Origin of the sequence: Sphingomonas rosea (assembly GCF_039538065.1) — a bacterium.
GTDB lineage: Bacteria > Pseudomonadota > Alphaproteobacteria > Sphingomonadales > Sphingomonadaceae > Sphingomicrobium > Sphingomicrobium rosea.
Map to the genome: position 1 here is coordinate 2,207,917 of NZ_BAABBR010000001.1, position 12,103 is coordinate 2,220,019.

Consider the following 12,103-nt stretch of genomic DNA (forward strand, 5'->3'; position numbering starts at 1 on the left):
AAGCCGCTCGGTTAGGCGCCGCTCGCCCGTGTCGTCCCCCAAGCTCCTCCTCGTCGCCAACAGCCGCTGGAACATCGCGCATCAGCGCGCCGGGCTGGTGCGCGGCCTGCGCGCGCGCGGCGCGACGATCGAGGCCGTGGTGCCCGATGGCGACGGCGCGGTTCCTGGGCTCACCACCTACGAAATTCCGCTCGTCGCCGACGGCACCGCGCCGCTGCGTGAGTTGAAGAGCCTGCTCGCGCTGATTCAGCTCTTTCGGCGGGTGAAGCCCGACGCGGTGCTGAGCTTCACGCCCAAGGCCAATATCTACGCCGGGCTCGCCGCGCGCGCCGCGAAGATCCCGTTCATTCCCAATGTCTCGGGGCTCGGCACGGCCTTCATCAAGGGCGGCATGCTGCTCAAGATCCAGGCCGCCATGTATCGCGAGGCGTTTCGCGGCGTGTCGGCCATCTTCTTCCAGAATCGCGACGATGCCGCCCTGTTCGAGCGCATGGGGCTGGTCCACCGCCAGCAGGTCCGGCTGATCCCCGGCTCGGGGGTCGATTGCAGCGCGTTCAAGGCGACCCCGATGCCGAAGCGCAAGGAGGGCGAGACCGAGCTTCTGTTCATCGGCCGCCTGCTCGGCGACAAGGGGGTGCGCGAGCTGGCCGAGGCGATGCGCCTGCTGCGCCCGCGCCACCCGGGGCTCAAGGTGACGCTGCTCGGCGAACTCGGCGCGATCAACCGCACGGCGATCACCGCCGGAGAACTCGATGGCTGGGTCGCCGAGGGGCTCGTCACCCATGCCGGACGAACCGACGACGTCCGCCCGTTCATCGCCGCCGCCGATGCCGTGATCCTGCCCTCCTATCGCGAGGGCATGCCCAAGGCGCTGCTCGAGGCCGCCGCCATGGGCCGGCCGCTCCTAGCCGCCGACGTGCCCGGCTGCCGCGAGATCGTCCGCAAGGGCGAGAACGGCCTGCTGTTCGAAGTCCGCTCGGCCGCTGCACTGGCCGAGGCGATCGAGCGCTTCGTCGCCGCGCCGCCGATCGAGCGCCAGCGCTGGGGCAGGGCGTCGCGGGCCATCGCCGAGCGCGAATATGACGAACGGATCGTGGTCGACGCCTATCGCGAGGCAGTCATCGCGTTGACAGGGAAATCGCTCTAAGCGGCCGATAAATGCGACGATTCTTCACTTCCAAGCCGGCCAAGCGGCGCGGCCAGGATGGCTGGCGTGCCTATGTCGTGGGCGACGTCCACGGCCGTCTCGACCTGCTCGACGACCTGCTCGCGCGGATCGAAGCCGACCACGCGAACCGGTCCGTCAAGCGCGGGCTGATCGTCTTCCTCGGCGACCTCATCGACCGCGGCCCGGCCTCGGCGGGCGTGGTCGAGCGGATTCGGACCCTAAAGTTGCCGGGCTTTTCGACCGTCGCCATCACCGGCAATCACGAGGAAGTGCTGCGCCGGATCCTCGACGGCGAGGCAGGCGAGATCGCCGGTTGGCTGCGCTACGGTGGCGCCGAAACGCTGCAGAGCTACGGTCTCGACCCCGACCAGCTCCGTGTCCTCGGGCAGGCCGAGCAGCAGGAGCGCATCCTCGCCGCCATTCCCGAGGCGCATCGCCACTTCTATGCGACCATGGCCGACAGCCTGCGCTTCGGCGACTATCTTCTCGTCCATGCCGGGATCCGACCGGGGGTCGATCTCGACCAGCAAAAGCTGCACGACCTGCGCTGGATCCGCGAACCCTTCCTCTCGGACACGCGCGACCATGGCGTTGCGGTGGTCCACGGCCACACGATCAGCGAGGCGGTCGAGGTGGTGGGCTCGCGCATCGGGATCGATACGGGGGCATATTCCACCGGCCGCCTGACGGCGTTCGCGATCGAGGGTAAGGGGCGCTGGCTCATCGACACGATCGATGGAATGCGCGAGCGGGAGTCCAGCCGTGTTTGAGAAATTGTTCGAAGCGCCGGGCCTCGCCCCGCATGTGGAGGGTCTTCGCGCCGCCCCGCGCAAGTGGCTGGTGACGGGCGCCGCGGGGTTCATTGGGTCGAACCTCGTCGAAGCGCTGTTGCGCCTCGACCAGCAGGTCGTCGGGCTCGACAATTTCGCGACCGGCCATCAGCGCAACCTCGATGAACTGCTCGCCGCGGTCGGGCCGGAGCGCGCCGCGCGCTTCCACATGATCACCGGCGACATCCGCGATTCGGCGACCTGCGCGGCGGCCTGCGACGGCGTCGACGTCGTCCTCCACCAGGCCGCGCTGGGCTCGGTCCCGCGCTCGCTCGCCGACCCGCTGACCAGCCATGACGTCAATGTCACCGGCTTCGTCCGAATGCTCGACGCCGCGCGGCAGGCGGGGGTGGGGCGGTTCGTCTATGCCGCCTCGTCGAGCACCTACGGCGACGAGCCTGCGCTTCCCAAGCGCGAGGAGCGGATCGGCAACCCGCTCTCACCCTATGCGGTGACCAAGCTCGTCAACGAGCTCTACGCCGCGGTCTATGCCCGCAGCTATGGCTTCAAGGCGACGGGGCTGCGCTATTTCAATGTCTTCGGCCCGCGCCAGGACCCGCATGGCGCCTATGCCGCCGTCATTCCCAAGTGGCTCGACGCACTGATCACGGGCAAGGAAGTGACCATCAACGGCGACGGCGAGACCAGCCGCGACTTCTGCTTCGTCATGAACGCGGTGCAGGCGAACCTCCTCGCCGCGCTCGCCCCCGACGAGGCGCAGGGCGAGGTCTTCAACGTCGCGGTCGGCGACCGGACCAGCCTCAACCGCCTGTTCCAGCTCCTCCTCGACAATCTCGCCGCGAGCGGTGCGCCGGTCGAGGCCGAACCCGCCTACGGGGAATTCCGCGCCGGCGACGTGCGCCACAGCGAGGCCGACATCGACAAGGCGCGGCGGCTGCTCGGTTATGCGCCGACGCACGACATCGCCGCGGGGCTCGAAGCGGCCATGCCCTGGTACCTTGCGCACCGGGCCAGGGTCTGAACGCAACAAGCTGTTACTTTTTTGGCGCTTCCCCTATCATGCATTGGGGGGCGAGCATGTTAGTGGGTCAGTTATGCATCGTACCGCACCTATCGCCATCGTCGCCGGATCCCTGTTCGTCGCGCTGCTCGCCGGCTGTTCCGACAGTCGCGGCGGACCGATCCCCTATGACGTCTCGCTCGCGCCGCCCGACCAGCCCAAGCCGCTGAGCCTCGAGCAGAATTATAGAATCGCCCCGCTCGACACGCTGTCCGTCAACGTCTTCCGCCAGAAGGATTTGTCGGGCGACTACGAGGTCGACCTGACGGGCCGCATCGCCATGCCGCTGATCGGCAGCGTCGAGGCCGCCGACCTCACCACCGCCGAACTCGACCAGCGGCTGACCGCGGCCTACGGAGCCAAATATCTCGTCCGGCCCGACATCGCGGTCGGCGTCAAATCCTCGACCAAGCGCAGCGTCACCATCGACGGCTCGGTCAAGAACAGCGGCTCCTTCCCGGTCAACGGCTCGCTCAGCCTGCTCCAGGCAGTGGCGCTGTCGGGCGGGACCGCCGAGGACGCCAACCCGCGCCGCGTCGCCATCTTCCGCACCATCGACGGCAAGCGCCAGGCCGCCGCCTTCGACCTCGTCGCCATCCGCCGCGGCCAGGCGGCCGATCCGGCGATCTACCCGGGCGACATCGTGGTGGTCGACGGCTCGCGGACCAAGCAGCTGCAGAAGCAGATCCTCAACAGCCTGCCTGTCTTCTCGATCTTCCGCCCCTTCTAGGCCATGGCCTGCGCGACCCTTCCAAGGACCTGACTTACCGTGAACCGTGATCTCGCTTTTCCGGCTGACGGCCGACTTCCGGCCGCGCCCGGCGACCTTCGCGCCGGGGCCGCCCAGCCGCGCGGGCAGGGCCGGATGGCGCCGCAGACCAGCCAGCTCGACGTCTCGACCGTGCTCCGGATCGTCAAGGAATGGCGCTGGCTGATCCTCGCGGCGATGGTGCTCGGCATTGCCGGGGGGATCATCGCGACGATGCTGACGACCCCGCTCTACCGCGCCAGCGCGACGCTCGAGATCAATCCGCCGCGCTTCGAGGTCGTCGGCGAGAACAAGGACATGCAGGACAGCGGCCAGCAGAGCTGGGACTTCGTTGCGACCCAGATCGGCCTGCTCAAGAGCCGCGCGGTCGCCGAGCGCGCCGCGCAGGACCTCAATCTCGCCGCCAATCCGGCGGTCGCCGGCACCACCGGCACGCTCGACGAGCGGCTCCAGCGCGCCACCGGCGTGGTCGCGGGAAGCCTCGACGTCGCGACGCCCAAGGAAGGCACGCTCGTCAACTACAGCGTGACGAGTCCGGACCCGAATCTCGCCGCCGTCATTGCCAACGGCATCGCCGACAGCTTCATCAATTCGGGCCTCCAGCGTCGCTACGAGAGCTCGGCCTATGCCCGCCAGTTCCTCCAGCGGCAGATCAGCAAGACCCGCGCCGACCTCGAACAAAGCGAGAAGCAGCTCGCCGCCTACGCCCAGGCCGAGGGCATCATCACGCTGCAGAGCGGGAGCTCGAACGGGGGCGGTTCGCCCGAAGCGGGCAACTCGCTCCAGGGGGAAAGCCTCCAGGCCCTGAACGAGGCGCTGGCCACCGCGACCGCCCGCCGGGTCGCCGCGGAAGGCGCCTATCGCGCCGCCGCCGCCTCGGGTCCGACCAGCGACGTCAACACCTCGACGCAAGGGCTCCGCCAGGCGCGCGCCGCGCTCGAGGCCGAATATAGCGAGAAGCGCACCGAGCTTCAGCCCGACCATCCCGAGATGGTCAGCCTGCGCTCGCGGATCGACGCCCTGGGCCAGCAGATCAGCCGCGAAAGCGCGCAGGTGACCAGCGGTCGCAGCAATACGCTGGCGCAGGAATATCGCGCCGCCGCCGCCGCCGAGCGTGCGCTCCAGAGCCGCGTCTCGGGGCTGAAGGGCGAGGTCCTCAACCTGCGCGGCCGAAGCGTCCGCTACGCCATCCTCCAGCGCGAGGTCGACACCAACCGCAGCCTCTATGATGCGCTCCTCGGGCGCTACAAGGAGATCGGCGTCGCCGGCGGCGTCGGCACCTCACCGGTGTCGGTGGTCGACCGCGCGGTCGTTCCGGGCGGGCCGTTCAAGCCCAACCTTCCGATCAACCTCCTCGCCGGGCTCGGCATCGGGCTCATCCTCGGCCTCGCCGGCGCGGTCGGGCTCGACCTCCTGCGCGACACGATCCGCACCCGCGACGACATGCGCAACAAGCTCGGCATCGCCTGCCTCGGCCAGATTCCGAAGCGCGTTGGCAAGAGCGAGTTCGTGGAGGAATTGAAGGATCCGGGGTCGCCCATCTCCGAGGCCTACAGCTCGACCGCGGCCGCGTTGCGCTTCACCACCGAGCATGGCGCGCCGCGCACGTTGATGGTGACCTCGACCTCGCCATCGGAGGGCAAGAGCTCCTCGGCCCTGTCGCTCGCGCAGAATTTCGCGCGGCGCGGGCTCGCGGTGCTGCTGATCGACGCCGACCTTCGCAAGCCCGCCTTCCGCGGTCCCTCGGAGGACGTCGGCCTGACCAAGCTCCTCACCAACGACGAGACGATCCTCGGCCACATCAGTCCGACGCAGTTCGAGAACCTCTCGCTGCTACCGTGCGGGACCATTCCGCCCAACCCGGCGGACCTGCTCTCGACCGGTCGCCTCGGCGCGCTGCTCGAGGAAGCGCTGATGCACTTCCAGATGGTGATCGTTGATTCGCCCCCGGTCATGGGTCTCGCCGACGCATCGCTAATCGCGCATGCCACGCATAATGTGCTGTTCGTCGTCGAAAGCGGCCGCACCCGGACCCGCCAGGCCTCCGAGGCGCTCAACGGGCTCGAGGCGTCGGGCGCGCACCTGCTGGGCGGTCTCCTCACCAAGGCGACCGAGACCAGCGGCCACTACAGCTATTACAATTACCGTTACGGCGATCTCGACGACAAGCGCGAGCGCATCGCGCTGATCCCGTACCACCAGGAGAGCTGAGGACGATGCCGGGGGGCGGAGCGGGACGGTCGGCGGTTCGCTGGCTCGGGGTGGCCGGCGTCGTGCTGGTCGCAGGGCAGGCGGTGCGGACCGCGGTGGTCGATGCCGAGACGGCGACGCGCCCCGCGCTCGCGCACGCCGTCTGGCCGGCGCATCCGGGGCCGGGCTTCGCGCTTGCCTTCACCGACATCGGCGAGGCGGCTCGCAAGGGGCAGGGGCCGTCCGCCGCCGCCCGCGCCCTGGTGACCGAAGCCGGGGCGCGCGAGCCGCTCGCGCCCGAGCCGCTGCTGGTCGAGGCCACGGACCGCATCGCCGCAGGGGACACGCGCCAAGCCGAGACGCTTCTCGCTGCCGCGCTTCACCGCGACCCGCGCTCCTCCGCGGCGCATTTCATGCTCGCCGACCTCATGATCCGGCAGCAGCGACTGGCCGAGGCGCTGGTCCATGTCGGCGCGCTCGGACGGCGCATGGGCGGCGCGACCGAGAGCTTCGCCACCGCGCTCGCCACCTATATCCGCCAGCCCGACGCGCTCACCAGGGTCGCCCCGGTGCTTGGCCGTGATCCCAAACTTCGCGCCGCGGTGCTGAAGGCACTCGCCTTCGACCGATCGGCGACCCCGCAACTGCTCGCGCTCGCCCGGCCGAGCGACCGCTCGGCACCGTGGCTGGCGCAGGCGCTCGACGTCCGGATCGATGCCGGCGAGATCCCCGCCGCCCGCGCCCTCCTCGCCCACACCCAGGCGGATGACAGCGGCAGCGCGCTCGCCTCCTGGGGTGACGCCGCGACCGGCCCGCTGACCTGGCGCTTCCCCGCCGGAACCGAGGCCGCGGTCGAGCCCGCCGCCGACGGGCCGATGCGGATCGTCTATTATGGCCGGGCCGAAGTCGCGGTCGCCGAGCATCGCCTGCTCCTGCCGCCGGGCCGCTATCGCCTCGCTTATTCCTTCTCGGCCCCGCCGCCCGCGGGCACCTTCCAGTGGCGCCTGACCTGCGCCGGCGTCACCGCGCCGCTCGCCTCCTATCCGATCGAGGCCAAGGATGGCGCCGCCGACTTCAACGTCGCGCCGGGCTGCGACGCGCAGAAGCTGAGTCTCTGGGGTGTCATGGGCGACTTCCAGCGAACCGTGTCGATCGACCTTCTCCGGATCCGCCTTTCCCCCTTGCAGGCCGCCTCGTGACCCTTCGCAAAGTCCAGCAGGCCGTCGTCCCGGCCTATCTTTTCCTGTGCCTCCTCCTCGGCGGAAGCACGCAGGGGTCGTGGCGGCTGCTGATCCTCGAACTCCTCGGCGCGGCGCTCGTCATCTGGGCGCTTGTCCGTCCGAGCGGGGAGGGGGTCGATCGGAACGGCCGCTTCCTGTTCTGGCTCGCCGGCGCGTGGGTGGCGCTGGTGCTAATCCAGCTCGTGCCGCTGCCGCCCGCGGTCTGGAGCGCGCTGCCCGGCCGCGCCGTGGTCGCCGAGGGTTTCACGCTGCGCGGTGCGCCGCTCCCGTGGCTGCCGTTGTCGCTCAGCCCCGCCGCGACCGCTGCCATCCTCCCGCTTATCCTCGTGCCGCTCGGGGTCATGGCCGGAATCCTCGTGCTCGGCGCCTATCGCCGGCGCTGGTGCGTCGCCGCCCTCGTCGCGGGCACTGCCATCTCGGTCCTGCTCGGCGCGCTGCAGCTGGTGCAGGGCGGGCCCTATCTCTTCCCGATCAGCAACGGCGGGCAGGCGGCGGGGCTGTTCGCCAACTCCAACCACCAGGCGACCCTGCTGCTGATCGCCATTCCCTTCCTCGCCGCGCTGATCGGCCGCGCGCAATCGCCGTCGCGCAGCAGCAAGGGCTCGGCGCGATTGAGCCGGATCGTCATCGCGCTCGGCGCGCTCGCGGTGGTGCTGCTCGGCCTTGCGCTCAACGGCTCGCTCGCCGCGCTGGGGCTCGCCGGTCCGGTCGCGCTGGCGAGCGTCGGGCTCGCCCTGCCGCAGGCCCGCCGGAGCGCGCGCTGGCTCGGCGGGTTCGCGATGCTGCTCCTCCTGGGCGCGGTCGCGGCGATGGCGGCCATGTCCCAGGTCGGCGGCGGGAACGTCTCCTATACCAGCCGGAGCGACATCTATCACCAGACGGTGCCGGCAATCGTCGACTACCTCCCGGTCGGCACCGGCCTCGGCACCTTCCAGCGGGTCTACCAGCTGCGCGAGGATCCGGCGGCGGTCGACGCCTTCTTCGTCAACCATGCGCACAGCGACCCGCTCGAATGGGCGCTCGAAACCGGGCTTCCGGGCATCCTCCTCATGTTGGTGCTGCTTGGCTGGTGGGCGATGACGAGCCTTCGCCTGTGGCGGGCGGAGCCGCGCAACCTGTTCGCGCTCGCCGGGACGATCGGCTCGGCCGCGATCCTCGGGCACAGCCTCGTCGACTATCCGCTGCGCGATCCCGCGATCCAGGCCCTGTTCGCGCTCTGCCTCGTGTTCATGGCCGAGCCGCGCCGCCTGTCGGCCCGGGCCGCCAGTCGCAAGGGCGAGGCGCGTGCCGCGCGTCACCTCGTCATGACCGACGATGGCCTGGTCAGCGCGTAAGGAGCGCGCCCAGCTGGCGCATCGCCTCGCCGACGAAGAAATGCGATCCGGGCGCCATCAGCATCTGCGAATGATGGATGGACAGCGTGCCGAGGGCACGGTCGGTGGGCTCGCGTTCGTCGGCGATCGCCTTGAGGCCGATCTTCACCAGCCGCGCGGCGCCGCCGTCATATTCGAGCTCCTCGGGGATGGGCGTGCCGAGCAGCCGATTGGCGAGCACGAAGGCGGCCGCCAGCGCGCGCCCTGCCTGGAGCCGCGGAGCGATGTCGATCGCGGCGGCGATTGCGGCGCCGTCGACGCGTCGGGCAAGCGCAGCGAAGTCGGCAATCCATTTCAGCCGGAACCAGCCGCTCGAGCAGCCGTGGACCGCGAGATAGGGAAGCAGCAGCCGGTCGCCGAGCGTCGGCAGCGCAACGCCGCCCGCGATCTCGACCAGCCGCGCGGGACTGGCCGCGGTGACGGTGGAGAGAACCGCCGGATTGTCCGCCAGCCGGCTGTGGAGGTCGAGGAGGATGCCGTCGTCGCTCCGCCACAGGCTCTCCTTGTGGCGGCGGTGCCAGTCGGCGGGATCGACCGACGGCTCGGGCGTTTCCTGGACGTAGCCCATGTGCGACAGGATCGCAGCGGCGCGGCCGATCGCGCCGGCGGGGACGAGCAGGTCGATGTCGAGCTGGCGCTTGAGCATCGGATTGCCCCAGGCGAGCGCGCCCAGCGTCTGACCCTTGAGGAACAGGTGGGGCAGCGAATTGCCCGCGAAATTGCGGTGCACGCGCCCGCTTTCGCGCGCCATCAGCAGGCCGTCCATCGCGATCCGGCGGGCCTGTTCGGCGAGCGTGCCGGCGCCCAGCGGGATCAGCCCCGAGCGCTGCATCACCCGCCAGACAAGGCCCTCGACCCGGTGGCGCTTGGCGAGTTGCGCGATGCGCTTGCCGTCCGCCTTCGTCAGCTTGGCGGCAAGGCTGTCCAGTTCCGCCTCGCCGAGGTCGGCCCGGCAGCATTCGACGATGAGGGCGAGGGCTGGCTCCATGCTCCCGTCCATAGCGGCGCCGGCGGCGAAGGGAATTGCCCGTGCTGAGGGGCCTTGGGCGCTTCCTGCGCGAGCCCGGCTTCCGGCGCCTCGCGGCCGAGGCGGCGATGCTCCTGCCGCGCGCCCATCTCGCCATCGGGCGGCGGCCGTTTCCGCAAGCAATCGGCTTCGGCGCGGTGCCGCTTGGGCCCAACAGCGACACCGACGTCGAACTCGTCTCGAAGACCGTTGCCTCGGTCGCGCGGCGGATGCCGTTTCGCGCGCTTTGCTTCGAGCAGGGGCTGACCGTCCAGCGAATGCTGCGGCGGCGCGGGGTGCCGGCGGTGCTTCATTATGGCGTCGACGCCAGGGGCGAACTTAGCGCCCATGTTTGGATCAGCCTCGACGGACGAACCGTCCACGGCGGCCAGACCGCGCCGCGCTACACCGAGGTGGCGAGATGGCCGTGACCCGGGCCCGGCTGTTCGGCCTGACGATCGCGAGCGACTTTCCCTTGCCCGGCCTTGTCCCCGCATCGGAGAGGGCGCCGGTTGACGTCACGGTCCGGCTCGGGCCGATCGAAGGCGAGCCCGACCTCGACATCCCCGATGCCGCCCGTTTCCGGGTTTGCGACGGCCGCGAGATCGTCATCGACGCCTATCCCGGTGCACCCGAGCGCAACATCCGGCTCTTTCTTCTCGGCAGCGCTTTCGGCCTGATCCTCCACCAGCGTCAGCTCCTGCCGCTCCACGCCAATGCGGTGGCGGTAGGCGAGGGGGCGATCGCGGTCGCCGGGCCATCGGGCGCGGGCAAGTCGACGCTCGCCGCCTGGCTTCAGCGGAGCGGGCGCCCGCTGGTCGGCGACGACGTCATCGTGATGCGGCTCGAGGCTGGCCAGGCGCTTGCCTATCCCGGCGTGCCGCGGCTTCGCCTGTGGGACGAGGCGCTCGGCGCGCTCGGTCTCGGAAATAACGGGCTCGAGCGGTCCTACATGGAAGAGGGCTATGACAAGTTCGACCTGCCCGTGCCGCACGCCGCGCTGGCGACCGAGGGCCTGCCGCTGCACGGCCTCTACGTCCTCGAGACCGGGCCGGAAATCGCGATCGACCCGATTGGCGGCGCGGCCGCCGTGCAGGCCTTTGTCGAGCACACCTACCGCGGCGAATATGTCGCCGACGTAGGAAGCGCGCAGGCGCATTGGGTGACGGCGGTGACGCTCGCCGGACTGGTCCCGGTCTACCGCCTGACCCGCCCACGCGACCTCACTCGGCTGGCTGCGCTCGGGGAAGCCCTTCTGGCGCACGCCGGAGCCGCTCGAACATCCGCCTAGGATCGGTCGCGACGATCAGCGCGAGCCCGAGGGCGCCGCACAGCGACAGGCCCCATTCGAACGGCCGCTGGGTCCCGTCGAACGCCTGGCCGATGGCAAAGCCGCCGATCGCCGCGAGCACGGTGCCGATGACGCCCTGGATCGACGAGGCCATGCCCGCGATCGGCGCCATCTTCTCCATCGCCAGCGTGTTCAGGTTCGCCGAGCAGAAGGCGAAGCTCGCCATCACCGCGCCCTGCAGGATCGAGAAGAGCAGCAAGTCCTCGCCGACGAAGGTCCCGACGAGCGCGTGGCCGAGCGTCAGGATCGCGAAGGCCGCGGCGCCGCTATGCCCGACCCGGCGAAGCCCGAAGCGCCCGACGAAGCGGCTGTTGAGCCAGCTCGCCAGCGCCATCGGCGCCGCGATCGCGCCGAACACGAGGCCGATCGATTGCGGCCGCTCGAAATAGTCGAAGATGATCTGCTGGACCGAGCTGATGTAGGCGATCAGTCCCGCAAAGATCGCGGTCTGCGCCAGCGTGTAGCCGAGCGACTGGCGTTCGGTGAGCACGCTCTTGGCCGCGGCGAAGAGCTCGCCGAGGTGCAGCGTCCGGCGATATTCGGGGTGCAGCGTCTCGGGCAGGCGCAGGAAGCTCCAGATGCCCATCAGCACGCCATAGCCCGACAGGAACCAGAAGATCGCCTGCCATGGCCCGAGCTGGAGAATCAGCTGACCGATGCTGGGCGCCAGAACGGGAATCAGCATGAAGGTCATGAAGACGAGGCTCATCACGCGGGCCATCGCCTCGCCGTCGAACAAGTCGCGGACCATGGCGACGACCAGCACGCGGGTCACCGCCGCCGACGCGCCCTGCAGCATCCGCGCGCCGACCAGGATCGCAAAAGTCGGGGCGAGCGAGCAGGCGAAGGCGAACACCACGTAGGCCGCGATGCCGATGGTCAGGATCGGCTTGCGGCCGAACCGGTCGGCGAGCGCGCCCCACAGCAATTGCCCGAGCCCGAAGCCGAAGGTGTAGGCGACAATCACGAGCTGACGGCGGTTCTCCTCGGTGACGCCAAGGTGCGCGCCGATGTCGGGCAGCGCCGGGATCATCGCGTCGATGGCGATGGCGTTGAGCGCCATCAGCCCCGCGAGGAGGGCAATGGTCTCACGGGTGCCGGGGCGCGGGCTGCCGGCCCTGCCGGATTGACTATGTTCGAACATGGAAGTTGCG

The 12,103-nt window shown here is 70.0% G+C and carries 11 protein-coding genes; 9 read left to right on the top strand and 2 right to left on the bottom strand.

Features of this window, described 5'->3' with window-relative positions; all coding sequences use genetic code 11:
• Window positions 1–28 precede the first annotated feature (28 nt).
• The 7 genes from ABD693_RS10910 (at window position 29) to ABD693_RS10940 (ending at window position 8,553) form a co-directional block, all read left to right on the top strand.
• A complete protein-coding gene (locus ABD693_RS10910; protein WP_344697093.1) occupies window positions 29–1,147 on the top strand; it encodes a glycosyltransferase family 4 protein in 1,119 nt (372 codons plus the stop codon).
• An 11-nt stretch (window positions 1,148–1,158) separates the two neighbouring features.
• The gene (locus ABD693_RS10915; RefSeq protein WP_344697094.1) at window positions 1,159–1,938 is read left to right on the top strand and encodes a metallophosphoesterase; all 780 of its coding nucleotides are present in this window, start codon (window positions 1,159–1,161) and stop codon (window positions 1,936–1,938) included.
• On the top strand, window positions 1,931–2,980 hold the full coding sequence (locus ABD693_RS10920; protein ID WP_344697095.1) for an SDR family oxidoreductase: 1,050 nt from the start codon (window positions 1,931–1,933) through the stop codon (window positions 2,978–2,980). Before ABD693_RS10915 ends, ABD693_RS10920 begins: the two co-directional genes overlap by 8 nt.
• 73 nt (window positions 2,981–3,053) lie before the next feature.
• Window positions 3,054–3,749 carry a polysaccharide biosynthesis/export family protein gene (locus ABD693_RS10925; protein ID WP_344697096.1) on the top strand — a complete coding sequence of 232 codons (696 nt, stop codon included), beginning with the start codon at window positions 3,054–3,056 and terminating at the stop codon, window positions 3,747–3,749.
• A 39-nt stretch (window positions 3,750–3,788) separates the two neighbouring features.
• Complete coding sequence (locus ABD693_RS10930; protein ID WP_344697097.1) at window positions 3,789–5,999, top strand: GumC family protein; 2,211 nt, start codon at window positions 3,789–3,791, stop codon at window positions 5,997–5,999.
• Between the two features lie 5 nt (window positions 6,000–6,004).
• Window positions 6,005–7,177, top strand: a complete 1,173-nt coding sequence (locus tag ABD693_RS10935; protein WP_344697098.1) for a tetratricopeptide repeat protein — start codon at window positions 6,005–6,007, stop codon at window positions 7,175–7,177.
• A complete protein-coding gene (locus tag ABD693_RS10940; RefSeq protein ID WP_344697099.1) occupies window positions 7,174–8,553 on the top strand; it encodes an O-antigen ligase family protein in 1,380 nt (459 codons plus the stop codon). Before ABD693_RS10935 ends, ABD693_RS10940 begins: the two co-directional genes overlap by 4 nt.
• Here the strand turns inward: ABD693_RS10940 and ABD693_RS10945 are convergent.
• Window positions 8,543–9,580, bottom strand: a complete 1,038-nt coding sequence (locus ABD693_RS10945; protein WP_344697100.1) for a nucleotidyltransferase family protein — start codon at window positions 9,578–9,580, stop codon at window positions 8,543–8,545. The genes ABD693_RS10940 and ABD693_RS10945 overlap by 11 nt on opposite strands.
• Before the next feature lie 41 nt (window positions 9,581–9,621).
• Between ABD693_RS10945 and ABD693_RS10950 the strand changes: the two genes are divergently transcribed.
• Window positions 9,622–10,029 carry a lasso peptide biosynthesis B2 protein gene (locus ABD693_RS10950; RefSeq protein ID WP_344697102.1) on the top strand — a complete coding sequence of 136 codons (408 nt, stop codon included), beginning with the start codon at window positions 9,622–9,624 and terminating at the stop codon, window positions 10,027–10,029.
• Window positions 10,020–10,889: a hypothetical protein gene (locus ABD693_RS10955; RefSeq protein WP_344697103.1), complete on the top strand. Its 870-nt coding sequence runs from the start codon at window positions 10,020–10,022 to the stop codon at window positions 10,887–10,889. The genes ABD693_RS10950 and ABD693_RS10955 overlap by 10 nt, the downstream gene beginning before the upstream one ends.
• Here the strand turns inward: ABD693_RS10955 and ABD693_RS10960 are convergent.
• Complete coding sequence (locus ABD693_RS10960; RefSeq protein WP_344697104.1) at window positions 10,822–12,093, bottom strand: multidrug effflux MFS transporter; 1,272 nt, start codon at window positions 12,091–12,093, stop codon at window positions 10,822–10,824. The two genes, ABD693_RS10955 and ABD693_RS10960, sit on opposite strands and share 68 nt — an antisense overlap.
• Window positions 12,094–12,103: the final 10 nt, after the last annotated feature.